Below are 24,767 nucleotides of genomic sequence, written 5' to 3'. Positions count from 1 at the left end.
AACGCTCGCACCCTCCGTATTACCGCGGCTGCTGGCACGGAGTTAGCCGGTGCTTCCTTCAGGGGTACCGTCAATCCTGACGGATATTAGCCGTCAGGAATTTCTTCCCCCTTGACAGGGCTTTACGACCCGAAGGCCTTCATCACCCACGCGGCGTCGCTGCGTCAGGGTTTCCCCCATTGCGCAATATTCCTCACTGCTGCCTCCCGTAGGAGTCTGGACCGTGTTCCAGTTCCAGTGTGGCTGGTCATCCTCTCAGACCAGCTACCCATCGTCGCCTTGGTAGGCCGTTACCCCACCAACTAGCTAATGGGACGCAGACTCATCCCCAGGCGATAGCTTCCAAGGAGAGGCCACCTTTGATCTGCCAGATCCCTCTGACAGATATTATTTGGAATTAGCTCACCTTTCGGCAAGTTGTTCCAATCCCAGGGGTAGATCATCTACGCGTTACTCACCCGTGCGCCACTCTACTACCAGGGCCGAAGCCCCGGATTCGCGTACGACTTGCATGTGTTAGGCACGCCGCCAGCGTTCATTCTGAGCCAGGATCAAACCCTCCAGTTGAAAAACTGGATAAACACTACCTTATTTGGCGGTGTTTAAAAGATTTGAGGTCTGTCTGTAAACACTATTCAGTTTTCAAAGATCAAGCCAAAAAATATAATTTTAACTTACTATCGCGTCATTTATTTGTCAAGATTTAAATCTTTTATATCCATTCTCCATCTCCAGGCCACCTTTTGGAGGCGGAACTTGAATGGCATTATTGTGCTGGATAAATCTTGATAAATCTTTATAATAGCCTCGATAAAGGTCTTATCTGTTCAGATCTTAAAATAAATATCAGCACAAACCTAAAAATAAAAATTTTAAACTCGATCTTTTGTTTAGTCAAGAACTTCTTTTTTCTCCCCTACACTCAGGGTGCGCTCAGGGCCCGTTCTATATATACTCAATCATCAGAGAACGCAAGGGGGTAAATTGATATTTTATAAATGTTTTACTTTCGCTCAAAAAAACTAAAGAAACAAGGTTGACAAGGCGGAGATTGTTCGTCTATATGGATAAAAAAGATCGCGCCGCACAACCTGATCTCAAAAAAACAATTAAATAAAAAATAAAAGGAGGTTGCCATGTTTCAGATCACGATTGATTATGACAAATGCCAAGGCGACGAAGAGTGTGTAAACGCCTGCCCAGCACAGGTCTATGACTTTGTCGACGGGAAACCGGTGCCGGCAAGGTCCGAGGACTGTTTAGGCTGCGAAACCTGCGTCGAAGTCTGTCCTGTGGGCGCCATAACGGTAGAAGAAGTTTAACCCCCCAACTTTGGTATGTATGTACCTATCTGCCCCCTGAGGCCTGGGAAACCTTCTTCAGGGGGCTATTTGATACCTTCCATGCACGCCTCATAAAGACCTTTTTCCTGTGCAAGCATCAGACGTGCGGTATGTATGTCCTTTTTTATCTGCAATATCAGCTCATCAGGGCCGGAAAATCTATTTTCATTCCTCAATCTCTCGATGAGATTGAGCTTGATCTCTTTCCCATAGATATCTTCATCAAAATCAAACAGATGGGCCTCGGCCCCAAATTCTTGATCTCCAAATGTCGGGTTGCGGCCTATATTAAGCACGCCGCCATAGCAATAACCGCCAATTATCGCCTGTATCACATAAACCCCGGACTTAGGGCATAAATCCCCCTTATCGATACGTAAATTCGCTGTAGGAAAGCCAAGTAACGGCCCTCCGCGGCGCCTGCCCGGGCGCACAACACCCCTGATCTGATAATATCTTCCAAGCAGGCGAGAAACGGCCCGCATGTCCCCAGCAGCGACAAGCTCTCTTACCTTGGTACTGCTTACCACAACGCCTTCTATTACAACAGGTTCAAGCACATGCACGGCAAAACCAAGCTCCACGCCCGCCTTTCTCAGAAATAGGATATCCCCCTCCCTCCCCTTGCCAAGGGCATAATCATAACCAACCACCAGATTCTTGATGCCGAGCCGCCTATAAAATATCTCGTGCACAAAGTCACTGGCCGACGTCTCCGCCAGCTCCTTGTTAAACGGCAGGATTATGAGATGACCTATGCCCGCCCTATCTATGAGCTCTATCTTGTGCCGCAAGGTACATATCCTTAAAAGTGGATGGTCAGGTCTTAAGACCTTCAAAGGATGCGGCTCAAAGGTAAGCGCCACGGAATCCCCTGAAACCGAGGCTGCAAGCTCCTTTACCTTGCGGAAGAGCGCCTGGTGCCCAAGATGAACCCCGTCGAAGTTCCCGATGGTAAGGGTCGGCCTATCAAGCGGCCTCGATATCTCATCAAGACTGTAATAGGCCTTCATCATCCTCCATCGACCAAGATGATTTTAACGTCGCACACAACAATGCTCCCCTTGACAAGTCCACAACTCACCAGTTTTAATGACCCAAAAAGGCCGAAGTGGCGGAATTGGTAGACGCGCTAGATTCAGGGTCTAGTGAACATCACGTTCGTAGGAGTTCGAGCCTCCTCTTCGGCACCACGGCACTACAACCCTTTTTTAAGACCTGAGGGCCTCTTCAACAAGACCATAAAAGGCATCAAAGGCCTCTAAAAGCCTTTCTTTATAAGGACCTCCCGCCTGCGCCATATCTGCGCGGCCGCCCCCTTTCCCGCCGATTATCAATGCCATGGACTTTATGATGTCACCAGCACTTATGCGACCCACAAGGTCCTTTGTGACTACAACGGTCAATAACGCCTTATCTCCACTTCTGGATCCAAGGGCCACCACCCCTGAACCAAGACCGTCCCTAAACCGGTCGGCCATCTCCCTGAGTATCTTAGGATCCTTGGCACTTACCTCTTTTGCCAATACATTCACACCGTCGATGACCTTGCCCAGAATCGGTTCAAGATCACCGCCCGACCCCGACTGCGCGCCGACGTTCAGCCGCTCGATCTCCTTTTGGAGGAGTTTGATCTGTTCTTGAAGCCTCGCTGTCCGGGAGGCCACCTCAAACCTTGGACACCTAAGGCGCGAAGCGGCAGCGGCGAGCTCGTCTTCGATCTGATGAACAAAGAAAACGGCCGCGCTGCCCGTGTACGCCTCTATCCTTCTAATACCGGAGGCCACACTCGACTCGGCAATGATCTTGAAAAGCCCTATCCTGCCAGTACGGTCTATATGTGTGCCGCCGCAGAGTTCCGTGCTGAATCCAGGCACCTCGACAACCCGCACCTCATCCCCGTACTTCTCTCCAAAAAGCGCTATTGCACCCATGGCCAAGGCCTCCTTATAGGGCACTACACTTGTTTTAACGGCCTTGTCGTCACGGATCCACTGGTTCACCAGGTCCTCGACCCTTCTAATCTCTTCACTCGTGAGCGCTGAAAAGTGATTAAAATCAAAACGAAGTCTCTGAGGTGTAACCAGGGAACCAGCCTGTTTCACATGAACGCCCAAGACGGTCCTTAAGGCTGCATGCAGGAGATGGGCTGCCGTATGATTCCTGGCTGTATCCATCCTCAGTCCCTTATTCACGCGGAGACTGACCTTGTCGCCTACCCTCAAAATACCATTTGTTACATCTATCTGATGCAGGATCAAACCGCCCCGCTTTACAACATCTCTTACCTCCGCCCTGCCTAAAGGTCCTTCTACACAACCGCTGTCACCCACCTGCCCCCCTGATTCAGCATAGAAAGGCGTCTGCGCGACAACGAGCTCACCTGTCCATCCCACGCCTGCCTCACTAGACGATCGCCCATCCCTTACAAGGGCCAAAATCTCGGCATCAGCCGCAAGTCTATCATAACCCACAAAACACCCGCCCATACCAGAGTCGAGAAGACGCCTATATACCTCAGGGACATCCCCCACTGAAACCTCATGGCGCGCCCTTTTTGAACGCTCGCGCTGCTCGATCATGGCCTTCTCGAAACCGTCACGGTCAAGCGAAAGGCCCTTTTCTCTGGCCACGTCCTGAAGTATGTCGATTGGAAAACCGTAGGTGTCGTAAAGCCTGAAGGCGAATGCGCCGTCTATCAAGGCGATCCTTTCCCTCAACAACTCATCGACCTTTTCAGCGAGCAATCTGAGACCCGTCTCGAGCGTCTCGCCGAAACGCATCTCTTCATGCCCTATCACCTGGCGGAAAAGGGGAGCCGCATCTTTGAGCTCAGGATAATCAAGACCCATCCCAATAGCCACAGCCTCGGCCATCTCTCCCAAAAAAGGTCCGTCGAGTCCGATCACACGGCCGTATCTGGCGGCCCTGCGTATTATACGCCTCAGTACATAGCCCCTGCCTTCATTCGAAGGCATAACCCCGTCCGCTACCAAAAACGCCGATGCCCTGGCGTGATCGGCTATCACCCTCATGGCCACATCCCAACCTGGATCAGAACCATAAGACTTACCAGCCAGCCAGCTTATCTTGGAAATCAACGGCGAAAACAGGTCTGAATCGAAATTGCTGAGCTTCCCCTGGCATACGGCCGCTATACGCTCAAGACCCATACCGGTGTCTATGCTCTTCTTCGGCAGCGGCTGAAGGGTGCCTGATCGATCCCTGAAATACTGCATAAAAACCAGGTTCCATATCTCTAAAAAACGATCGCATTCACAGCCGACTCGGCAATCAGCCCTACCACAACCGACCCCCTCACCCTGGTCAAAAATAATCTCGGAGCACGGGCCACATGGCCCAGTATCGCCCATCGCCCAAAAATTGTCTCTTTCCCCAAGCCTCACCACCCTCTCAGGCGGCATCCCGGTCAAGGTGGTCCAGAGCTTACCCGCCTCGTCATCATCCCTGAAGACGGTCACCCACAAGCGATCCACCGGCAGACCAAGCCATTCGGTCAAAAACTCCCAGGCATATGCTATGGCATCATCCTTAAAATAATCGCCGAAAGAGAAATTGCCGAGCATCTCAAAAAATGTATGGTGTCTGGCCGTATAACCGACATTTTCAAGGTCGTTGTGCTTTCCGCCGGCCCTCACGCACTTCTGGCATGTAGCGGCCCTTGAATAAGGCCTCGTCTCTTCACCCAAAAAGACCCTTTTAAACTGCACCATGCCGGCATTGGTGAAGAGAAGCGTCGGATCGTCCTGTGGAACAATAGCCGAACTTGGAACAATGGCATGGCCTTTTTTAGCGAAAAAATCCAAAAAAAGCCTCCTGATTTCCGAACCTGAACGTTTATCCATAAAAAACACCTTCAAAAACCCTCCAGTGGCCTGGACGGACATAGAGCCGACCTGCCTCTTGACTGATCCTTCAGACTTCGGATCTTACTAGCCTTCTTGGACATCGATAGGTCTGGCCGCCTTGATGCCGTAGACTTCCCTTATCTGCCTTTCGATCTTATCCGCGACATCAGGGTGTTCTTTTAAGAATATGCGCACGTTTTCCCTGCCCTGGCCAAGCCGCTCGCCTTCATAAGAATACCAGGCACCGCTCTTCTCTATTATATCCACCGCTGCGGCAAGGTCGATAAGCGAGGCCTCCCTTGAAATGCCCTCGCCGTAATAGATGTCGAACTCGGCCTCCTTGAAAGGCGGGGCTATCTTATTCTTTACCACCTTCACCCTGGTGCGGTTACCTATGACGTCAGCGCCTTCTTTTAGCGATGAGATACGCCTGATGTCAAGCCGTACCGTTGCATAAAACTTGAGGGCGTTCCCGCCTGTAGTGGTCTCAGGGCTCCCGAACATAACCCCTATCTTCATACGGATCTGGTTTATAAAGACAAGGACCGTCTTGGTGCGGTTCAGATTGCCGGCAAGCTTCCTCAATGCCTGAGACATGAGCCTCGCCTGAAGACCCACATGCTGATCGCCCATTTCCCCTTCGATCTCTGCCTTTGGGACGAGCGCCGCCACCGAATCTACTACTATGATGTCAATGGCACCGCTCCTGACCAAGGCGTCCACGATCTCAAGGGCCTGTTCACCGAAATCAGGCTGGGATACCAGAAGGTCATCGGTGTTTACGCCGAGCTTCTTTGCGTATGTCGCATCAAGGGCGTGTTCGGCGTCCACAAATGCGGCCATCCCGCCCATCTTTTGCGCCTCTGCTATCATATGGAGCGCCAAGGTGGTCTTTCCGGAAGACTCCGGCCCGAATATCTCTACAATCCTGCCCCTCGGCACTCCGCCTATCCCGATGGCCATATCTACCACGATAGAGCCTGTTGGAATTACAGAGACATCCTCCACGCCCCCCCTATCGCCGAGCCTCATGACGGTACCCTGACCGAACTGCTTCTGGATCTGGGCGATGGCGATATCGACCGCCCTTTTTTTGTCTTTCATTGTAGGATCAGACATGATTTATCCCTCCTCGTCGGCAATAAATAGACCAACAATACCCATTGGGCGCCCATTTTAAAAGCTATCGCGACACCCTGCAAACAAAATCAGGGATAAAATCCCTCAGAGACGCCCGGCAACCAGTTAAGGGCCCTGACTACAGCCAATCCGTCTGAAAAAAAATCAATGACATTTATACAAGAAAAATCCTGGTGTATGCTGAAGATGTTTTGCAAGGGCAGACCTACGGCCTTTGCAATTATGACCCTATTCACCCCGCCGTGGGACACAACAGCTACAATCCTGCCATGATATTCCGAAACCACCTGCTGAATAAGACCCCATGCCCTCTCAGCGAGATCACCCACACTTTCCCCCATAGGTGGCCTGTAGGACTCAAGATTAGACATCCGCTTCTTTATGGCGCCGGGAAACCTCATCTCAATTTCATCCCAACCAAGCCCAGTCCAGAGACCGAAATCCAATTCTCTGAGTTCTCGACGGGCCTCGACCCCAACCCCCCTTGCCGCGGCTATGGCCCTTGCCAGGAAGAGACATCTGGAAAGATCACTGCTCAACACCCATGAGATCGGCACTGGCTCAAGGACCCTGGACACCGTTAGGGAACTCTTCTTGCCACGTTCGGAAAGAGGAACGTCCATCTGGCTGTAAAAGACAGCCTTTGCGGCATCGACCTCGCCGTGTCTGAGGAGAATGATGCGTGTCGCCTCGCTGCAAGACACGTCTTTTATGCCCCCCTAGGTGCATAGACGCCGCCTGCAACCATAAACACGGCCTCTGTAAGCTCTAGAAATGCGCCAAGCATGTCCCCTGTGACGCCACCAAACCTCCTTTTGAAATAAAAGGAGGCTGCAAGACCACAAACAACCGCCCCTAGGGATATAAGAAGCCCTGCCATGCCGGACAAAAACCATGCGGCCGAAAAGGCAGTCAATCCTGAAAAAAATAGGGTCCGCCTGGTCTTTCCCCCGACGAATGCCGCACCGAGACCACCCGATGGCCTTGCATACGTCGAAGATGCTGCAAGGACATTTAAGCCCCACCTGGAAAGACATGGTGCAAGCAAGAAGACCTGCCAGAGACCCTTTTGCGACGCGGTCGAAAGGGCCGACGCCTTTAAAAGCAGCACAAACATTAGAGAAACGGCCCCAAACGCACCTATGCGGCTATCCTTCATTATGACAAGCGCCTCTTCAGCCGGCTTACCGCTCCCGAGCGCATCAAACGTATCGGAAAGGCCGTCGAGATGAAGACCTCTCGTAAGAAATGCAAGTGCAGCAGCATCTATGACGCCCAGAGACTGCACGGTGCAGATGCCGCGCAGGGATGAATCAATGCCAAGAACGATGCAGCCCAACATGAGACCTACCAAAGGAAAATAGGAAAGGGATGCCGTCAACTCCGCATCTTTCACTACAAGTCGCGGGGCAACAGGAATAATGGTCAAAAACTGGATGGCGATCAGTAGGGCCTTAATCCCTAATCCTCCCACTCCGTATTGATCCTGTGAATCACCTTCTGGACATACGGAAGCTTTTCGGGCGGGCATACGCCCAGCAAAGGCGCACCCTGTTCGACAAGGCTCCCCGGTTCAAAATAGGTCTTGTATATTACACCGCCTATGCCGTCATAGGTTATGATCGTATCACGTTTCATGAGCGACATGATTATGATCTCGTCCCCGGGCTTGACAACCAAGGCGGCCCTGGGTTGTTTCTCGAGCTTCGATGCAATGTCTGTTGCAAGGAAATATCTTGCATTCTCAGGCGCCCGAAAGATAATGAGCACCTCTTTCAATATCCGATCGACTATCTCTTCCTTGGTAAGCTTATGACGAATGGACAGCACCCTCACACCTGCCTCGACAAAGCCGCCCTCGAGTTCATGCCTGATCTTTATGATCTCTCCGCCGCAGGGTGCCGTAATCTTCTTTACGTTGCGCTCCCGCTCAAGGATATAAAGGAGGGTCCCTGGCTTGTGCAGCCATTTGCCACCAGGACCCCTTACCTCCTGCCCTTCCTTTATCTGGAAAGAAATGATGCCGGTATGGGGCGTCACAAGTTCCCGCTCCTCAAAGGGATGCGAGCGATAACTCCGCAACAGATCGTTTAGGTTTATGTCCGCCATGGCCTTATTTTTTATTTGTAATAGAGATTGGGCCCGCCCATTGTCATTAGGGCCTCGTAAAGGTTTTTACGGAACTCCCGCCTGTCCCAAATGCCCTGTATGTGCCCCCTTTTCAAGGCATTTTTGGAGCTGTGGTAGTCAGGCGGCACATCCTCGCCCGTAGTCTCCCTTATCACCCTGGGACCTGCAAAGCCGATCCTGGTGGAGCGTATTGCGAACTGATACGGCGAACACCCGAGAAAGCTCGCGACAGGCCCTGCATAAGAATTATTGTCGTACACCACGATATAAAGGCCGCCGCTGTCTATATATTCCCGCACCGCCATGGTGCACTTGGGCATCTGTATGACACCCAACGTCCCTTCGTGTATCCTGATGCCGCCGGTCGTATGTATGTAGGAGAGGAAAGGGCGCCTGGTTATCCTTGCCCTGTCACAGGCCCTTACGAACTTCTCCCCCTCGGCCGCACCCACCGTACCGTTTCTGAAGTCACCAAACAACATGGCCACCACCAGTTTGATGTTTTGGATCTTGGCGTCAAAGGTGATCATGCTGGAGCGCCGCCCTGTCCTTTTTATATCTTTCTCAAGCCGACTCTGAAAACCTTCAAATCCAAGGGGATTGATCGAGACGATATTTGTATTGAACTCCTCTACAGAACCCTTGTCGAAGAGGTGCTCAAGGTACCAACGGTACTCCAGAGGGAAATGATGTCCGCAAGTAGGACATACCCCGCAAAATTCCCCGTAAAGATCAGGGACCCAGAGGTCGAGACAGCCGTACTTCGAGGCATTGGGACAGGATACTGTGCGGTCTTCATTTGCAAGCGGACTTACATATGCCTCCCATTCCTCGGCAAAGATCGATACATGCTCCTGCATGCCGCCCCGCCCGCCCTTAGACGCACGCTCGGGACGCGGGAAGACGAATTCATAAGCCGCCCTTACCGGACGTGTCACCTTATTAAGGAGCACAGACCCCTCGCTCGAGACCTCTTCGATGACCTTCATCACATTCCTCTGATGAGACCTTAGGAGCCCATATCTTATCTCATAATAACTCTGACTGGCCAGGTCCTTGGCCTTACCTAAGCCGAGGATCGACGATGTGGCCTCCTCACCGTAAAATCCCTTGGCCATCTCGCGGTATTTTTTGGATCTCAACTCTAGAAGCCGCTCTATCTCGGGCTCCGTAAGGTCCCAATTGATGACCAGATCGAAGTCCTCCGGCACCCCTTCCTTCTCGGCATTCCGTATATTCAATGCATAGGCCCTAAAGGCCCGAAAGCTCTTGGTCTTGAGGACGACTTCGTCCGTCGCCCTTATAAGTTCGTATCGGAGCCTTCGAAAGAATACATAGTCATCCCTCCTTGCCCCAAGCGGCGGCTCTTCAACAATTCGGTCTATGGTGCCAAGGCGCAGGTTGTCTTGGGCCGTAAGCTTGAGTTGCGCAGCGCAGTGTTCCACAAGTTCCTTTGGAAGCTTCTCACCCTCTCTTATCTTTCCCTCAATGGCCGCAGCCCCTTCAGGGGAGATGACTGAATAATAGCCTCTTGAACCCATAAGGCGTATATCTGAAAGACCAATGGCCTCTGCCCCGCCCGACCCGCCTTCCGAGATAAAAGAGACCATCGGCGTCTTCAGTCTAGCCATGGCATAGATGTTTCTGGCTATCTGCTGGGCTGCGCCCGGATAATCCTCTATCGGAAAAGAGCCTGGTGTAAAGATGAAAAAATGGATAGGTATGCCCTCAGTCTCGGCTACTTTCATATATCTCAATGCCTTGGCATTTCCCCATGGACGTGCGCATCCGCCATTTCTGTACTCCTCGCCCCTGCCTTTTTCATGCCCTATGACCATAACCTGATGACTGTAAGTCTTGTTTTTCATACGACGCGAGATCGTGGCCCTTGCAACCACAACGGCGGGATCGACGTTGCATTCACCATCTCCGCCGAGCTCGGTGAACGAATCGTATACGTTTTCAAGTATGTCAGAAAGGGTGAAGCGCTGGGAGCTCCTGACAATATTGACGATCTCAGCAGGAGAAAGTGATTCCGCAGCCTCGCGCTCAAGGGAAGAGACCCTGTCCCTGATTTTATCTATCTCGGCGAAGATCGATGCCTCATCAAGCTCATAAATATCCCTGCGCAATGACTGGACATCGTCCAACAGCGCGCCGAGGTCTTTCCATGCAAGGCCGCCCTTGACGTCGATGAGGTATGCGATGCGTTCGGCAAGCTGACTCAACAGTTTGCTACTGTCTTTCATATATTTTATATCCGCGTGCATTTAGATATGAGGCCGCAGGCGCAGGCCGGCATCAAAACTTGAGCACATTATCTATGCGCTCGGCCAGATAATCAAGATTAGTGACAGCAGCCCCGCCCTGGGCGTCGGATCCTTCTATTACAACGCCTTTCAAAAACTCCATGGCCCTTGTCTTGGCCTCCTCCGTACTTTCACCCCAAATTACAGCCAGGGCAAGGTTCGGATCGTACTCAGTTGGAATACTGTAAGCCCTGTCCCTTGGAACGTGTGTATAGACCTTGGCCCACGGCACATCAGGAAAATCAAAGCGCTTGATGACCCCGCACCATGGCCTAAATCCCCGCCTTGCGTCCTCAGCAACTATCCTCAGCTCTATGCTCGTCCCTTCTAAAAATATGTCTTCCTGCCGATAGCCGAGCTTCTCGCCCATAGCCACCCTTATCTGTTCCTTGATAAGATCGGGATAGCCGTCTCTACCTTTGATCCTGGATATGCGGGCCGATATCCCGTTTTCCACCTGAATGCGGGTATTGACCTCCAGGAGATACGGAGAACCATCCCTGGTCACCACCCACTCCCATGTCCCGACACTATCGTAACCCACGTGTCTCGCAAGGCGCACCGAATATGCGACCATGCGATCCAGAACCGCCCTTGCATCAAACGGATATTCAAAGCTGTCCGGATCAAACCCGGGCGCGACCTCCACACGCTTTTGCCTGCCCGAGCTCTGGATCGTGCAATTCCTCGTACCGAAATGTACCACCTCGCCATGACGGCTGCACAGAAGCTGCACCTCAATATGCTGATAGTCTCTAAGGTTCTGTTCTATCAATACGCCATCGTCGCCGAACTGTCTCTTGGCATAATTCTGTATCCTGCGATAGACACGTCTAAAGGCGTCGAGATGCGTCACTTCTTCTATACCCATGCCACCCCCGCCGGCCGATGCCTTGACAAGGATGGATGGATGTTGAACGCCCTGCTCCTTCTGTATGAAAAAGAGGTCCTCGGCCAAGGCCTCGGCATCGATCTCATTGTAAATAGGGCCGTCTGAGCCAGGGATCACAGGGATGCCCAAAGACTTCGCCAGACGTTTGGTATTGATCTTGCTGCCGAGGTCCCTTATGACCTCCCATCTCGGCCCGATAAAGACAAGGGGCCTCGAGCGCATCTCAGCCCTCCTGGCGAAACGGAAATTCTCGGCAAAGAAACCGTATCCGGGATGGATGGCCGTGCAGCCCACCTGATCGGCAACAGCGAATATCTCATTAGGGTCTTTGTAGCTCGCGATACAATAAGCCCTTTTTACGCCGTCTTTATCATCGCACTTGGCAAGGCTGACATGAAGCGAGGCTTCATCCTCCGGGGCATAGACCACGCAATAGTCAAGGCCTAGATCTTTGCAAGCATCCATAATGCGGATGGCTATCTCTCCGCGGTTTGCTATCAGTACCCGTTCCTTACACATGGTTCCCCTTTTATTTTCCGAACGGTTATACTAGATTTAAAGATTAGAGTCAATTTACAGACTTGCCGACGTCTTAAAAAGGATGATCTCTAAAAGTCATTTATGAGATGGCTAAGCAAAAATCGTCATGCAAGGCGCACAAATCCTGAGGAATGAGGCGTACCTCCTGTACGCCGCAGTGACGAAGGATGCAGCGCAACACGGCGGCTGGCAACCTTTTGTGTTGTGATGCCCTCAAAAAAAGGGGGGTGACAAGTTTTCAAAAACAAGTTAAAAAAATGTGGCCTTGGCGCGAGCGACACAACAACTACAAAAAATGACTTGCCCTCGTAGCTCAGTGGATAGAGCACAGGATTCCTAATCCTGGTGCCGCAGGTTCGATCCCTGCCGGGGGCACCACTTCACCTTTAAAGATAAGGCCGAATATTCCGATATTATTTTATGTGAATCGTATAAAAAAGGTCTTGAACTCCTCATTAAGCCCTAAGCCATGGCTACTCATTTTTATAGCCTGTCTGACATGGGTATTTTTGATCTCAGGCCTCCATCTCTGGCTCAACAAAAAAGAGGTATCTGAATCCACCTTAAGGGTCGGCTTCCTGCCCATCACCGACAACATCATCTGTCCTGTAGCCGCCAAGCACCTGAAATCCACGCCAATGGCCTTTACCCCGATAAAGTTCACCTCCTGGCCCGATCTGATTGAATCCTTGGAGAGCGGGGAATTGGACATTACCTTTATCCTTGCGCCCATAGCCATTGCCCTTTATGAAAAGGGTCTGCCCATCAAGGTCGTTCTCCTCGGCCACAGAAACGGATCCACCTTAGTAGTAAAAAAATCCCTGCACATATCAGGCGTAGCCGGGCTCAGGGGCAAGACGGTTGCAATCCCGATCCGGTTCAGCCCGCACTACCTGACCCTTCTGTCGCTTTGCGACCGTGCACATGTACCCATAAAAGAAATAAACGTGGTTGAAATGCCTCCGCCTGACATGCCATCGGCCCTGGCCTCAGGTGCGATCGACGCCTATATTGTAGGAGAGCCCTATGCCGCAAAGGCTGAAATGGCAGGCACGGCCCGGGTGCTCTATTACATGAAGGACGTGCAGCCTGGCTTTATATCGAGCGTCCTGGTCGTAAGGAGCGATGTACTTAAAAAAAGACATGACGAGGTCGTAAATCTTATAAGGGAGTTCTACAGGGAAGGGCTCTGGATTGAAAAAAACCGCATCAAGGCCGCAGAGATAGCTGCAAAGGCCTATAATCTACCTGAACCCCTGATAGAATTCGTCCTTACAGACCCGCCTGACCGTGTATCATACAGGGATTTGATCCCAAGGGTGGATGAATTTGCCAAGATGGGGAGCCAGATGGTTAAATGGGGCCTGTTAAAACACGCGCCTGACGCCAGGTCCCTCATAGATACGTCATGGTATTCCAGATGATGGAAGACCTTCGCATGACCACCGGCTCATGGTCCATGGCATGGCGGGGCGTGACATCCCTTTCCTTTTCCTGGCAGTGGACATCCCTGTCCACAGGCCAGGCGGAGGCCATCCGTGGCCTCTTTGTCGGCATATCAAGCCCGGTCGCGCGAGGACCTTTAGTAATGCAGGAGCCTGAATAATGATGAAAGACGCCATAAGGAGGTGGACGCAACCGGACAGGGTCTTACCCATCCTCACGATTGCAGTCCTGATCGCCCTGTGGGAGTGGACGGTGCGGGAATTCGCTATCTCTCCCAACATGCTTCCACCGCCCTCTCAGGTGGCGGCGGCGCTTTGGGAGCTTTCGGTATCCGGCGTGCTCTTTCATTACATAATAGCGAGCCTGTTCCGCGTGACATGGGGATATTTTCTTGCAGTGGCCACGGCCATCCCCATAGGCCTGTTTCTGGGTCTCTGGCCGCTTGGGCGGGCTATCTTCAACCCGATCATACAATTCCTGCGTCCGATCTCGCCCCTTGCATGGATACCGCTTGCCATCCTCTGGCTCGGCATCGGGGACAGACCGGCCATATTCCTGATATTTCTTGCCGTCTTCTTTCCCATGCTGGTAAGCGTGATGGGAAGCGTCGCGGGGATCAAGGTCACCTACTTGAGGATAGCCCAGAACTTCGGGCTCAAGGGCTACAGGCTCTACACAAAGGTCATCCTGCCTGCCGCCCTCCCTGAAATAGTAACAGGTCTCAGGATCACCCTTGGGACCGCATGGCTTGTCATAGTCGCAGCAGAGATGATCGCGGTGAAATCCGGCCTTGGCTATTTGATAATAGACGCCAGAAATTCGCTTAGAATGGACCAGGTCATGGGGGGCATGGTAGTGATCGGGATTATAGGCCTTGGGCTCGATTATATGATAAGGGGCCTTGGAAACCTCCCGTCTGTCAGATGGAAACAGATGCGTAAATAAAAAAGATGCCAGATAAAACAGACAAACCAAACAAAATAGAAATCAACGGGCTTTTCAAGTCCTACATGGGCAAAACCCCTGAGGCAGACGGGGATGGATGCCGGTTGCCAGAGGGTTCGACCGTCCTCCATGACATAAACATCTCCATCCCTCAGCGCTCATTTACCTGCTTTATAGGCCCCTCTGGTTGCGGAAAATCCACGCTTTTAAGGATAATGGGCGGTTTCGATACGCCTAGCAGAGGCCAGGTGCTTATTGACAATGAGCCTGTAAACGGCCCAAGCCCAAGGCACATCTTTGTCTTCCAGGAGGATGGGCTCTTTCCGTGGATGACTGTCAGGGAGAATGTGGCCCTGGGCGCAAGGCAGATCGACGACCCCGAGGCCAGGAAGCAGATGGTCATGGAATATGTCGAGCTCGTCGGGCTTCAGGGCTTTGAGAATCACTATCCGCATGAACTCTCAGGGGGTATGAAGAGGCGGGCGGAGGTGGCCCGCGCCCTTATCACAAACCCCGACATCCTCTTCATGGACGAACCCTTTGGCGCACTGGATTTTCTGACAAGGCTTCAGATGCGGGAAGAGATGCTGAACGTCCACATGATGTTTGACACCACGATCCTGTTCATCACCCACGACATAGACGAGGCCATACAGCTCGGCGACAAGATCGTGGTCTTCAGCGAGCGGCCCACGAGGATCAAGGCCGACATCACCCTGGACCACCCCCACCCGAGGGACTTTACGAAGGGTGAGCTTGCGGCCCTGAGAAGGGAGATATACTTCCTGATGGGTATCCACGCCGCACTATGATATTATGATATAAGGGTACTTTTAATAATCCGTCATTCCCGCGAAAGCGGGAATCTATCTTGTTGTTTTTGCTGGATTCCTGCTTGCGCAGGAATGACAAAACATGGATTTTTAGAGATTCCCATAATATATTTAAGCATTCAAACCGCTGGAGAAATGCCGTGAAAGACCAAAATGACCTGGACGAACAGGCGAGGGAGCTGGCCCAACACCTGGGTATTGATGAACAGGATATCAAAGAAAGGCTCCGCTACCTCTCTTTGACCCATGAAGACATAGGGCTCATAAAGAGGCTCAGCGAGGCGGCAAAGGGTCAAGACACGGCCTATCTCTGGGACCACTTCTACGCCCACCTGCAGGGATTTGAGAAGAGCAACAGGTTTTTGACGAGTCATGATAGGCTGAAGCAGCTTAAACTGACTCAGAATAGACACTTTTTAGAGCTTTTGGCAGGCAACTACGACCTCGATTTCTTTTTAAGCCGGCTCAAGGTAGGCATACGGCACGATCAGGTAGGTATTGATTACTGCCTCTATTCAGGTGCATACGGAAAGTACCTTATCTGATCATGGACTATGTGGCGGAAAACATGGAACCATCCTTGGTACTGTCTACCCTTAAGGCCGTTTCAAAGGCCGTTCTCCTGGACATGATCCTCGAAAGTTACAGCTACTTCGCTGTCCGAGAAAAAAGGCTTGGTGAGGCAAAGAAGACCATCGAGAGGGTGAACAGGGCCTTTCAGGTCATCCACGAGATAAACGATCTCATCGTAAGGGCCACTGACCTGAACAAACTCCTTGACAACGCCACCCGGATCATCGTAGAGACAGGCGGTTTCGCCCTGGCCTGGATCGGCATGGTGGACCCGCAGACCGGCCTCATCCTGCCCAGGGCGGCCCACGGCCTTACGGACTATCTCAAGGGCATCAAGGTCTCCATCGACCCCAGCCTTCCAGAGGGCCAGGGACCTACAGGGACCGCTGCCAGGGAAAAGAAGGTCATAGTCGTTCAGGCCATTGGCGAGGACCCGCGCTTTCTGCCCTGGAAAGAAATGGCCCAAAGGTTCGGCCTGCGCTCCGCATCCGCCCTGCCCATCGTGATAGCAGGCGAGGCCAAGGGGACCCTGAACATCTACTCCACAAGGTATGCCTCCTTTACGGACACAGAGGTCGCCCTGCTTGAAGAGGTGGCAGGGGACATCGCCTATGCCATAGATCACATGGAGAAGGAAGAAGAGGTGGAGAGACTCCTCTTCTGGGATGGGCTCACGGGCCTCGGAAATCACAACCGCTTCACCGCCTATCTTGCCTCCCATCTGCAGATTCTGAATTCGGAAAAGGATCACTGTCTGGTCTTGATTTTGGACATAGACCGCTTCAGGGTAATAAATCACGCCCTGGGCGTGCCCAAGGGCGACCTGGTCCTCAAGGAGATCGCAAACAGGCTCAAGGTCTTTGCAGGGGACTCCGGCGATGCGGCAAGATTCGGCGCCGACGAGTTCGGCCTGGCACTGGACATCTGCAACAAAAACCCCCTGACGGTCATTGAAGAGCTGAGACGGCTCATTTCACTGCACCCCATAAGGCTGGACGGTGACGAGATCTCGGTCAGCGCCTCCATGGGCCTGGCCGTATTCCCCGAGGACGGCCTTCAGGCCAGTCAGCTCATCGAGCGGGCCAAGATGGCCCTTTCAGAGGCCAAAAAACAGGGGGAAGATCAGATATGCTTCTATTCCCACGAACTATTTGAAAAAAAACCTCAAAAAGGTCGAGCTGGAAAGGGAACTCAAGGAGGCCTTGAAAAACCGGGAATTCGTGCTCTTCTTTCAGCCCAAGATAGACCTCCTGACCAGAGAGATCGCTGGCTTCGAGGCCCTGATCCGCTGGCAGCACCCAGAAAAGGGCCTGATCCCGCCAGGCGAGTTCATTCCATTTCTGGAGGAGTCCGGGCTCATAGTGGAGGTGGGCAAGTGGGTCATGGAAGAGGCCATCAGGCACATAAAAGAAAGCCCGGTCTGCAAAGACTCCCGCATGGTCATATCGTTCAATGTCTCCTTCAAACAGTTCGAGAAACAGTTCGAGCAGCCCGGCTTTATACAGGAGCTCATCGAGACGGTCAAGGCCTCGGGCGTGGACCCGAAGAGGCTCCAGATCGAGGTCACCGAGGGCCTTCTCATGAAAAACACCAGGGAGACCATTGAAAAGCTGGCGCGCATACATGAGGCCGGGCTGGGTATCTCCATAGACGACTTCGGAACGGGCTATTCGTCCCTCCAGTACCTGAAGGACCTTCCGGCCTCGACGCTCAAGATCGACTACTCCTTTGTAAAGGGCCTTCCCGATGAGAGGGACGATGTGGAGATAGTAAAGACCATCCTCCTTCTTGCCCAGGGCCTTGGCAAAAAGACCGTTGCAGAGGGCGTTGAGACCAGAGAGCAGCTCGTGTTTCTCGCAGGGCTTGGGGTGAATGAGGTTCAGGGCTTTTATTTCGCCAGGCCCATGCCCAAGGGCGAATGTATCAAGTGGATCGAGGACTACAGGCCCGAGACGTATTTCTGGCCCAGGAGATAAGGTCTTTTTCATATGATCGACTATAGAAGTCTCACGAGAAAAGAACTCGAGGACCTGGCTGGGAACATGGGCCTTCCTGCCTATCGGGGCAGACAGGTCTTTAAGTGGCTCTGGAGGCCGGGCCTCTCCGGATTTCATGAGATAACAGACCTGCCTTCAGGCCTCAGAAACGTCTTTGCCCAAAAGGGCCGTATTGCGCGCCTCAAGGTGGCTACAGAGCAAAAGTCTGTGGACGGAACGATCAAGCTCGGCCTTGGTCTCGATGACGGCCTCATGATCGAGTGCGTGGTCATTCCGGAAAAAGATCACCTGACCCTCTGCCTCTCAACCCAGGTAGGCTGCGCAATGGGTTGCAGCTTCTGCTATACGGCCAGAATGGGTTTTTTGCGCAATCTTGAGGCATCGGAGATAGCAGGGCAGGTGATCGCGGTCATGGAGCGCCTCGGACTGGAGGAGCGGCCCAGGAACCTTGTATTCATGGGTATGGGCGAGCCGCTTGCCAACTATGAAAACCTGACCAGGGCCGTTCAAATCCTTACCGATGAGCTGGGGCTTAACTATTCCGGAAGGCGCATCACTGTCTCCACATCCGGGCTTGCGCCAGAGATGTTGAGGCTCGGCCAGGACCTGGATGTGGGTCTGGCCATATCGCTTCACGCCCCGGATGACGAAATCAGGCAGGAAATCATGCCCATAAACCGCAGATACCCGATCTCGGCGCTCATCAACGCCTGCAAATCATACCCAATAAAACCCAGACGCAGGATCACCTTTGAATACCTGCTCCTCCAAGGGATAAACGACCGCATGGAGCAGGCCAGGGGGCTTGCAAGGCTGCTTCGGGGGATCCCTGCCAAGATAAACCTCATACCCTTTAACGAAAGTCCTGGGCTTTCATTCAAGGCCCCTTCAGAAGAAGACGTCCTGGCCTTTCAGAAGGTGCTGACGGACGCGGGCTACACGGCCATCATAAGAAAGAGCAAGGGCCAGGACATAGCCGCGGCATGCGGTCAATTGAATACAATGCCATTGCTGCACACAAGGGGCCGTTGTATAAACACGAACACGGCCTGAATGGACCGACCCAGGCGCCTCAGTGGATCGTATTAGTCACTGGTCCGCCAAGGCCCAAGGCCGAGAGATCCATGGCCCTCTGTCTGCGCTGGATAAAACCCTTCGCCCTATTCAACACCGCAGGGATGTCAAGGATCAGACCTATTGAACCGTCCCCGAGGATGGTGGCGCCGGAAAAACCCGGTTCGTCGGTCAGAAAATCAGCAAGGGGTTTTATGACCACGTCCTGTTGCCCCAAAAGGGAATCCACCCCCAGACCGGCCTCGAATTCCCCATGATGTACCACGACCACGAAGAGCCTCTTGGGGTTATCATCGGCCCCGGTCCCACGGAATATCCTTGACAGCCTTATGATCGGTACGGTCTCCTGCCTCAAGGACATGACCTCATAGCCCTCTATAGGACTTATATCGTCAGATGTTATACGCACTATCTCGCTAACAGCGGAAAGCGGAACGGCCATGACCTGGCGCCCGACCTTTACGAGCAGGGCCTGAATGATGGCAAGTGTGAGGGGTACGCGTATCGTTATCTCAGTGCCACGATCAGGTGCAGAAGAGACCTCAATGGTTCCGCCCAGTTTCTCGACGTTCTTCTTGACCACATCCATCCCGACCCCCCTGCCCGATGTCTCTGTGACCTCGGTCGCTGTAGTTACACCCGGCAGGAATATGAGCTCCCAGACGCGCTCGTCAGGCAAGGTCTGTGCCGTCTCGCGACCCATAAGCCCAAGAGATACCGCCCTTCGGATGAGCGCCTCTCGGTCAAGACCTCGGCCGTCATCAGCCACCTTTATCACAACAAAGTTGCCGTCCTGGCTTGCGGAAAGCACCAAACGACCCTGGGGCGGCTTTCCGAGCCTTATCGTGCGCTCGTCAGGCGTCTCTATGCCGTGGTCAACCGCATTCCTTATGATATGCAAAAGTGGGTCGGCCATCTGTTCTATGAGGCGCTTGTCAAGGGCGGTATCGCCACCTAATATGTGAAGCTCGACCTTTTTGTTGAGCTTTTGGGCGAGATCCCTGACAACCCTTGGATAACGCTCAAAAAGATGCCCTATGGGGAGCATCCTGATCTTCATCATATCTTCCTGCACCCGCTGGACAGCCCTCGAGAGGGCGGATGCGTTTTCGCCGAGACGGGCCGCCAGGTCTTTCAAGACCTTCAACTCCTTGACGCCTGCAACACGCCGGCTCGTCCAGTCCGCACAGACCCCCTTGAGACTGGCCGTAATCTGTTCGAAGACCGACCGTAGGATCACGAGTTCGCTCACGTTGCCGAGCAATCCGTCGACACGTTCAAGGTCAATTCTGACGGTCTGGGAGATCTTTTCAGGCCTCAAAACGGTCTCTGTTTCGGTTTGAAGAACAGGTGTACCTTGCCTTGCTGCGGTTGCAGGTGACCTTCCAAGGCCTGTATCGTACCCGGCAGGCAGCATATCCTGCCGCCCTTCACCACCCTGGGCGGCAATTCGGTCTATGCCGCGTGCAACATCGCCTTCCGTATCATCACCCGATTCAGCACCTATGTCAGAGAGAGGTCCGGCCTCAACCTCATCAAAAAAGGAATCGATGGCGTTATCGAGTGCGTTTATTTCAGCCATCTCGGCAGGGCCTGCCCCAAGCCCTTCACCTACCACTGTTGGGAGATCTTGGAGCTCAGGCATCAGCTTAAGGAGTCTCTGCCACATATCCCTCAGTCTCTCGGGATCAAACCCTTTGTCGCTCCCGTGATCGGTAAGCCCCTCGGTCAACCTCTCCGACCACTCCTCCATCAGCGCCACCACCTCCGGATAATCCATATAATTAGCGGACGCAATGATCTTTTCTATGGCGCCCTGGCATGCCGATATCCACTCCTGGTCCGGCCTTTCAGGTACAAGTGCAAGAGGCGATGATACCTCCTTTACAAAATCGACGAATATTCGGTAAAGCTCCTTGTCTTCCTCACCCTCTTCTAGCCTGCTGCCGGTCGGGACCTCCGCCTTCTGCGCAATAGGGCCTATAACCCCTTCAATAACCATGGAAAGTCTGGAAATGATGGCCTTCAGGTCATCGACCGTAATACGCCCACCCTGCCCGCTCGAAGCGATTCCATTGGAAGAGTCGCGTATGGCGTCGGTTATGGAATCTATCCCGACATAATTGGTGACCCTGGCCATGTCTTCCAAGATGGAGAGAACGGCCCTCGTATCCACATCCTCCCCCTTCATCAAGGCATCGAGCCTTGACCATATAGCCTTCATCTCATCAGCGTATATGCCCATGAGTTCCTCGTCTTCAAGATCGCCATCTCCGCCAACATCTCCTGCAAGGCCTACATTGTCGGGACCGGCTCCCTCAAGCCCAAGGCCGGCCTCGCGTCCTGATACCGCACCGCCTGCCGCATCTTTGTCTTCAATACCGCCGATGGCCTTTATCTTTTCCAATACATCATCTATCTCTGACGTTTCGGCATGGTTTTCAGCCACCTCCTTCACAAGCCTCTTCAAGCAATCCACCGCCTCGAAGGCGACGTTTATGAAGTCGGTGTCGCACTTTACCCGCCCGTTTTTAAGCTGATCAAAGAGGTCTTCGAGGGCATGGGAAAGATCGTGGATGCGCTTCAGCCCCATGTAACCCGCTGCACCTTTTATGCTGTGCACCCCCCTAAAGCAATCAGCTATCAGGGACATATCCTCCGGATGCTGCTCGAGCAAAAGCAGATTGGGCTCTATTTCATGGATGTGCTCCTCGGCCTCCATGACAAAATCCTGCCACATATCCTGGTCAAGCTGGGCCATTGGTCTCCCTCCCTTTAAAATCACCGCTGACAGCGGCCAATATGCGATCATAGGCGTCTTTGCCTATAAAATCTATAGCTCCAAGCCTCTTTGCCTCGGCTATAACATCAGGGTCTGATATCATACTGATGAACACGAGCCTTGCCCCAGGATCATAGTCGCGTATCATCCTGGCGCCGGTTATCCCATCCGTTCCTCTCATCGTAACATCCATTATCACGAAATCAGGTCTCAATTTCTTATACAGATCGAAACCCTGCCTCCCATCCTCTCCCTGGCCGACCACCTTGTGGCCCGCTTCGGTAAGGAATCTTACAAGGTGTCTTCTCATAAAACTTGAATCGTCAACTACTAAAAGTCTTGCCACAAAGCCTCTCCCCTGCACCATCTTTTTATCAATCTTCCCATCTGCTCCACTTCAATGGGTATGCAGGCCTCTTCAAACTCCCAGGACCGGATCTCGTCAAGGGGTGCAGGATAAACGGCGGTATCAGGGATCTGGAGCCATATATGACAACCTCTCGAGACCGCCTCATCCAGACCCTGCTTTATGTTGACGTCAGCGCCACTCAACAGCAGGATCGCCAGATTCGGACCAAAGACCTGCGAGGCGGTGCTTATAAATCTGGCCGAATCAAACCTGACGCCGTCGGCCTCGGTCCCGATCCAATATCCAGGATGTCTGATAAGCGCGCCGTCGCCCCTTACGACCTCCCAAGGTACATTCCAATCCGTCACCCAGCATAGAGAGCTGAGAAGCGGCCCTTCTGTCTGAAGGCAAGAAACAGTTACAGCCGCGATCTGGTCCATGGCGCCTGCAAACACTGATGCGCACCCTGCAGCCATATCTTGAAATGCCACCATTGAGAGCGATTCGCCAGCGGGCAATACTGATATGACCTTTTGAAGTTCGATCAACCCACCCATGCCGCCGATAACCACAAGCAACCTGTCTGCAGGAGGTCCTGGTCTGACCTTTTTGTGACCCAACGCCAGCTGCTGTTTTATCCTGCGTATATTCGCCAGTCTAAGGCCTTTTAAAGACGAAACGATCCCTTTGAACCTCTTTGAGACCTGCGCCCACTCTCCATCTCCGTTAGGCACCGCAATTATATCCATAACACCGAGCCTCAAGAAATCCATGACCTTGGGGCAGTTGGCATGATTGACGCTACCGAAGAGCAACGCAGGCGCCGCGGACTTCATCATGAAATGCTTAACAGCCAGCTCTTTGTTGGGTTCGGAGGTCTCCATGTCGATGACTACCAGGTCAGGTCTGGATACGGAGAGCCTCTTTTTGGCCTCCACCCAGTCTCCGGCCTTGACGATGACCTTGACACCGCAATCTTCGCGCAAAATCCCTTCGATCTTTGTGCAAACAGCCGTTGAGCGGCTTATTACAAAAACCACCGGCAGGGCACCCGCCATCTGAAAAGACGATGTCCGACCCGCCTCATCTTTACGTCTCAATGCCTCAAGGAGCAAAAAATTCCAAGGCGCATGTATGCTCCTTTCAGGGGCTGACGCCCTCTTCAACAAAAATGAGTCGGGCTCACTGCGTATCAGATCGAAGAAGGCATCTTCCCCCCTGGTGTCTTTATATAAAGCATGCACCATCTCGCCGCCGGAAAAGAATATCTCTCCGTCAGCGTCACCGCAGCGGACGATCAGCAGTCTCTCACCGCCCTCCATGCAGGCGAACTGAACCAGCGCCGCGAGATCGATGTCTTCTATATGGGCCCAACGTCCATCGGCAAGCCCATTTTTGTACGTGCCACCTCGATCGCCGCCGATCCCCTTGCAGGCGTCAACCGTCATCTCTTCCACGCCCCCAACCCCCTATCCTACCAGCAAGCTCATTGACCAGACAGATATCCGCGCCCGTCTCCTTTGCTATGAGAGCTGGCGTCTCAGGGGCAAGACATGTATCAGGATCTTGAACCAATACCCTCCCCCCAAGCCTGAGCAACTCCTTCGCCCCATTCAAACCGCCAACACCATCTCCGGACAGGAATACCGCCATCATATTGTCTCCGAAATGTTCGCTCGCCGAATAGAGGAATAGATCAACCCCCGTTTCTCTTTCAGAAAGGCCACATCTAGGCGTTATGTGAAGCAACATATCCCCGCCTTCATGATCGATGGAGGCCGCGTCATCGCTGTTTATGAAATAGGCCTTGCCGTTCTGCAAAGGCTCACCGTCTCCTGCAAGTCTGGCCTCAAAGGACACATAAGCCCCGATGTAATTGACAAATGCCTTTAAATAGCTCGGATGCGCCCTCATGAATACGACGACCGGAGCGGATATGCCCTTTATTAAAGGCAAAAGCGACAAAAGCGAGGCATAACCGCCTGTCGATGCGATGAGCGCGATCAGCCCATGCGGTGACCCGGACGCCCGGGCTGTAGCCCGATCGCCTGCCCAGGCAAGGGTGGCCGCCTGTCTGAGCCTCAAATACCTGGCAGCCTTAAGCTGCACCCTCGCGGCCCTCTTGACCCTCTCCTGAAGCACCGCCTTCTGCGCCTCAATATCCGCGCCGTTTTCCCGCGAAGGCTTTTGAAAAAAATCAACCGCCCCATATCGCAGGGCCTCGAAGGTCACCTTGGCACCCTCCGAGGTAAAGGCACTGACCATCAAGGTGGGCGTAGGGGAGCGGATCATGATGTGCTTGAGGACGCTCAACCCACTCATTCCCGGCATGTGCACATCAAGCGTACATACGTCGCACGGTGTCTTTGAAAGGATCTCTATTGCCTCCCCGCCGCTCAACGCCTGGCCAACTATCTGAAGCGCAGGGTCTTCGGAAAGTATGTCGGCCAGAACCTTGCACATAAGCGGCGAGTCGTCGACCACCAGGACCTTCGTCTTTTTGACGCCCTCCCTGGTCAGGAGACCTGTCTGAAGTTCTTGCATA

At 52.9% G+C, this 24,767-nt stretch carries 20 protein-coding genes, 2 tRNA genes, 1 rRNA gene and 1 pseudogene; 10 read left to right on the top strand and 14 right to left on the bottom strand.

Features of this window, described 5'->3' with window-relative positions; genetic code table 11:
* Positions 1 to 567, bottom strand: a 16S ribosomal RNA gene (locus ACP5SG_RS02470); the annotation flags it as partial.
* 569 nt (positions 568 to 1,136) lie between these two features.
* Between ACP5SG_RS02470 and ACP5SG_RS02465 the strand changes: the two genes are divergently transcribed.
* Positions 1,137 to 1,322 (top strand): 4Fe-4S dicluster domain-containing protein, encoded by a 186-nt coding sequence (locus ACP5SG_RS02465; RefSeq protein WP_237889218.1) that lies wholly within the window; start codon positions 1,137 to 1,139, stop codon positions 1,320 to 1,322.
* A 65-nt stretch (positions 1,323 to 1,387) separates the two neighbouring features.
* Here ACP5SG_RS02465 and ACP5SG_RS02460 read toward each other — a convergent pair whose 3' ends face one another.
* Positions 1,388 to 2,359, bottom strand: a complete 972-nt coding sequence (locus ACP5SG_RS02460; RefSeq protein WP_330873322.1) for a bifunctional riboflavin kinase/FAD synthetase — start codon at positions 2,357 to 2,359, stop codon at positions 1,388 to 1,390.
* An 89-nt stretch (positions 2,360 to 2,448) separates the two neighbouring features.
* On the opposite strand from ACP5SG_RS02460, the gene ACP5SG_RS02455 reads away from it, so the two are divergent.
* Positions 2,449 to 2,536, top strand: a tRNA-Leu gene (locus ACP5SG_RS02455).
* Between the two features lie 18 nt (positions 2,537 to 2,554).
* Here ACP5SG_RS02455 and alaS read toward each other — a convergent pair.
* The 7 genes from alaS to ACP5SG_RS02420 all read right to left on the bottom strand — a co-directional run bounded on the left by alaS (position 2,555) and on the right by ACP5SG_RS02420 (position 12,202).
* Positions 2,555 to 5,209, bottom strand: a complete 2,655-nt coding sequence (gene alaS, locus ACP5SG_RS02450) for an alanine--tRNA ligase (protein ID WP_424661504.1) — start codon at positions 5,207 to 5,209, stop codon at positions 2,555 to 2,557.
* Between the two features lie 87 nt (positions 5,210 to 5,296).
* The gene (gene recA / locus ACP5SG_RS02445; protein WP_237889835.1) at positions 5,297 to 6,316 is read right to left on the bottom strand and encodes a recombinase RecA; all 1,020 of its coding nucleotides are present in this window, start codon (positions 6,314 to 6,316) and stop codon (positions 5,297 to 5,299) included.
* Positions 6,317 to 6,420: 104 nt separating this feature from the next.
* Positions 6,421 to 7,056 (bottom strand): histidine phosphatase family protein, encoded by a 636-nt coding sequence (locus tag ACP5SG_RS02440; RefSeq protein ID WP_237889216.1) that lies wholly within the window; start codon positions 7,054 to 7,056, stop codon positions 6,421 to 6,423.
* Between the two features lie 5 nt (positions 7,057 to 7,061).
* On the bottom strand, positions 7,062 to 7,826 hold the full coding sequence (gene cobS, locus ACP5SG_RS02435) for an adenosylcobinamide-GDP ribazoletransferase (RefSeq protein ID WP_424661503.1): 765 nt from the start codon (positions 7,824 to 7,826) through the stop codon (positions 7,062 to 7,064).
* On the bottom strand, positions 7,814 to 8,461 hold the full coding sequence (locus ACP5SG_RS02430) for a hypothetical protein (protein WP_237889214.1): 648 nt from the start codon (positions 8,459 to 8,461) through the stop codon (positions 7,814 to 7,816). The genes cobS and ACP5SG_RS02430 overlap by 13 nt, the downstream gene beginning before the upstream one ends.
* Before the next feature lie 11 nt (positions 8,462 to 8,472).
* The gene (locus ACP5SG_RS02425; RefSeq protein WP_428121666.1) at positions 8,473 to 10,731 is read right to left on the bottom strand and encodes an acetyl-CoA carboxylase carboxyl transferase subunit alpha/beta; all 2,259 of its coding nucleotides are present in this window, start codon (positions 10,729 to 10,731) and stop codon (positions 8,473 to 8,475) included.
* Between the two features lie 52 nt (positions 10,732 to 10,783).
* Positions 10,784 to 12,202, bottom strand: coding sequence for a biotin carboxylase N-terminal domain-containing protein (locus tag ACP5SG_RS02420; protein ID WP_237889212.1), 1,419 nt, complete (start codon positions 12,200 to 12,202; stop codon positions 10,784 to 10,786).
* Positions 12,203 to 12,525: 323 nt separating this feature from the next.
* On the opposite strand from ACP5SG_RS02420, the gene ACP5SG_RS02415 reads away from it, so the two are divergent.
* Positions 12,526 to 12,601, top strand: a tRNA-Arg gene (locus ACP5SG_RS02415).
* A 44-nt stretch (positions 12,602 to 12,645) separates the two neighbouring features.
* Positions 12,646 to 13,647, top strand: coding sequence for an ABC transporter substrate-binding protein (locus ACP5SG_RS02410; protein WP_428121661.1), 1,002 nt, complete (start codon positions 12,646 to 12,648; stop codon positions 13,645 to 13,647).
* On the opposite strand, the gene ACP5SG_RS02405 is transcribed toward ACP5SG_RS02410, so the two are convergent.
* Positions 13,619 to 13,759: a hypothetical protein gene (locus tag ACP5SG_RS02405; protein ID WP_424661502.1), complete on the bottom strand. Its 141-nt coding sequence runs from the start codon at positions 13,757 to 13,759 to the stop codon at positions 13,619 to 13,621. The two genes, ACP5SG_RS02410 and ACP5SG_RS02405, sit on opposite strands and share 29 nt — an antisense overlap.
* 69 nt (positions 13,760 to 13,828) lie before the next feature.
* Between ACP5SG_RS02405 and ACP5SG_RS02400 the strand changes: the two genes are divergently transcribed.
* The 6 genes and pseudogenes from ACP5SG_RS02400 to rlmN all read left to right on the top strand — a co-directional run bounded on the left by ACP5SG_RS02400 (position 13,829) and on the right by rlmN (position 19,070).
* On the top strand, positions 13,829 to 14,614 hold the full coding sequence (locus ACP5SG_RS02400; protein ID WP_424661501.1) for an ABC transporter permease: 786 nt from the start codon (positions 13,829 to 13,831) through the stop codon (positions 14,612 to 14,614).
* Between the two features lie 5 nt (positions 14,615 to 14,619).
* Positions 14,620 to 15,426, top strand: coding sequence for an ABC transporter ATP-binding protein (locus tag ACP5SG_RS02395; RefSeq protein ID WP_237889210.1), 807 nt, complete (start codon positions 14,620 to 14,622; stop codon positions 15,424 to 15,426).
* 161 nt (positions 15,427 to 15,587) lie between these two features.
* On the top strand, positions 15,588 to 15,992 hold the full coding sequence (locus ACP5SG_RS02390) for a protoglobin domain-containing protein (protein ID WP_428121655.1): 405 nt from the start codon (positions 15,588 to 15,590) through the stop codon (positions 15,990 to 15,992).
* 2 nt (positions 15,993 to 15,994) lie between these two features.
* Positions 15,995 to 17,137, top strand: a pseudogene (locus ACP5SG_RS02385) (sensor domain-containing diguanylate cyclase); the annotation flags it as partial.
* Entirely contained in the window at positions 17,019 to 17,996 is a 978-nt protein-coding gene (locus ACP5SG_RS02380; RefSeq protein WP_428121652.1) for a putative bifunctional diguanylate cyclase/phosphodiesterase, read from the top strand. The pseudogene ACP5SG_RS02385 and the gene ACP5SG_RS02380, both read left to right, overlap by 119 nt.
* Before the next feature lie 12 nt (positions 17,997 to 18,008).
* Positions 18,009 to 19,070 carry a 23S rRNA (adenine(2503)-C(2))-methyltransferase RlmN gene (gene rlmN / locus ACP5SG_RS02375; RefSeq protein WP_428121649.1) on the top strand — a complete coding sequence of 354 codons (1,062 nt, stop codon included), beginning with the start codon at positions 18,009 to 18,011 and terminating at the stop codon, positions 19,068 to 19,070.
* 19 nt (positions 19,071 to 19,089) lie between these two features.
* Here the strand turns inward: rlmN and ACP5SG_RS02370 are convergent, their stop codons facing one another.
* From ACP5SG_RS02370 to ACP5SG_RS02355, 4 genes are read right to left on the bottom strand one after another with little or no spacing between them, the layout of a single operon-like run.
* Positions 19,090 to 21,852 (bottom strand): chemotaxis protein CheA, encoded by a 2,763-nt coding sequence (locus ACP5SG_RS02370; protein ID WP_237889206.1) that lies wholly within the window; start codon positions 21,850 to 21,852, stop codon positions 19,090 to 19,092.
* Positions 21,839 to 22,219 (bottom strand): response regulator, encoded by a 381-nt coding sequence (locus tag ACP5SG_RS02365; RefSeq protein ID WP_237889205.1) that lies wholly within the window; start codon positions 22,217 to 22,219, stop codon positions 21,839 to 21,841. Before ACP5SG_RS02365 ends, ACP5SG_RS02370 begins: the two co-directional genes overlap by 14 nt.
* Positions 22,204 to 23,670 carry a DUF4388 domain-containing protein gene (locus ACP5SG_RS02360; RefSeq protein ID WP_424661505.1) on the bottom strand — a complete coding sequence of 489 codons (1,467 nt, stop codon included), beginning with the start codon at positions 23,668 to 23,670 and terminating at the stop codon, positions 22,204 to 22,206. Before ACP5SG_RS02360 ends, ACP5SG_RS02365 begins: the two co-directional genes overlap by 16 nt.
* Positions 23,660 to 24,766 (bottom strand): chemotaxis protein CheB, encoded by a 1,107-nt coding sequence (locus ACP5SG_RS02355; RefSeq protein ID WP_428121642.1) that lies wholly within the window; start codon positions 24,764 to 24,766, stop codon positions 23,660 to 23,662. The genes ACP5SG_RS02360 and ACP5SG_RS02355 overlap by 11 nt, the downstream gene beginning before the upstream one ends.
* Position 24,767 lies beyond the last annotated feature (1 nt).

It is taken from the genome of Dissulfurimicrobium sp. (assembly GCF_049968175.1).
In the GTDB taxonomy this organism is placed as follows: domain Bacteria; phylum Desulfobacterota; class Dissulfuribacteria; order Dissulfuribacterales; family Sh68; genus Dissulfurimicrobium; species Dissulfurimicrobium hydrothermale.
The sequence above is the reverse complement of the archived record's forward strand: the minus strand, read 5'-3'. Positions and strand labels throughout refer to the sequence as shown.

Bases quoted from the DNA above. Each gene is read 5' to 3' on its own strand.
- ACP5SG_RS02430 (WP_237889214.1), bottom strand. From the start codon at position 8,461: ATGGCGGACATAAACCTAAACGATCTGTTGCGGAGTTATCGCTCGCAT.
- alaS (WP_424661504.1), bottom strand. From the start codon at position 5,209: ATGGATAAACGTTCAGGTTCGGAAATCAGGAGGCTTTTTTTGGATTTT.
- ACP5SG_RS02355 (WP_428121642.1), bottom strand. From the start codon at position 24,766: ATGCAAGAACTTCAGACAGGTCTCCTGACCAGGGAGGGCGTCAAAAAG.
- ACP5SG_RS02405 (WP_424661502.1), bottom strand. From the start codon at position 13,759: ATGGCCTCCGCCTGGCCTGTGGACAGGGATGTCCACTGCCAGGAAAAG.
- ACP5SG_RS02425 (WP_428121666.1), bottom strand. From the start codon at position 10,731: ATGAAAGACAGTAGCAAACTGTTGAGTCAGCTTGCCGAACGCATCGCA.
- ACP5SG_RS02465 (WP_237889218.1), top strand. From the start codon at position 1,137: ATGTTTCAGATCACGATTGATTATGACAAATGCCAAGGCGACGAAGAG.
- recA (WP_237889835.1), bottom strand. From the start codon at position 6,316: ATGAAAGACAAAAAAAGGGCGGTCGATATCGCCATCGCCCAGATCCAG.
- ACP5SG_RS02360 (WP_424661505.1), bottom strand. From the start codon at position 23,670: ATGACGGTTGACGCCTGCAAGGGGATCGGCGGCGATCGAGGTGGCACG.
- rlmN (WP_428121649.1), top strand. From the start codon at position 18,009: ATGATCGACTATAGAAGTCTCACGAGAAAAGAACTCGAGGACCTGGCT.
- ACP5SG_RS02370 (WP_237889206.1), bottom strand. From the start codon at position 21,852: ATGGCCCAGCTTGACCAGGATATGTGGCAGGATTTTGTCATGGAGGCC.
- ACP5SG_RS02400 (WP_424661501.1), top strand. From the start codon at position 13,829: ATGATGAAAGACGCCATAAGGAGGTGGACGCAACCGGACAGGGTCTTA.
- ACP5SG_RS02420 (WP_237889212.1), bottom strand. From the start codon at position 12,202: ATGTGTAAGGAACGGGTACTGATAGCAAACCGCGGAGAGATAGCCATC.
- ACP5SG_RS02395 (WP_237889210.1), top strand. From the start codon at position 14,620: ATGCCAGATAAAACAGACAAACCAAACAAAATAGAAATCAACGGGCTT.
- ACP5SG_RS02460 (WP_330873322.1), bottom strand. From the start codon at position 2,359: ATGATGAAGGCCTATTACAGTCTTGATGAGATATCGAGGCCGCTTGAT.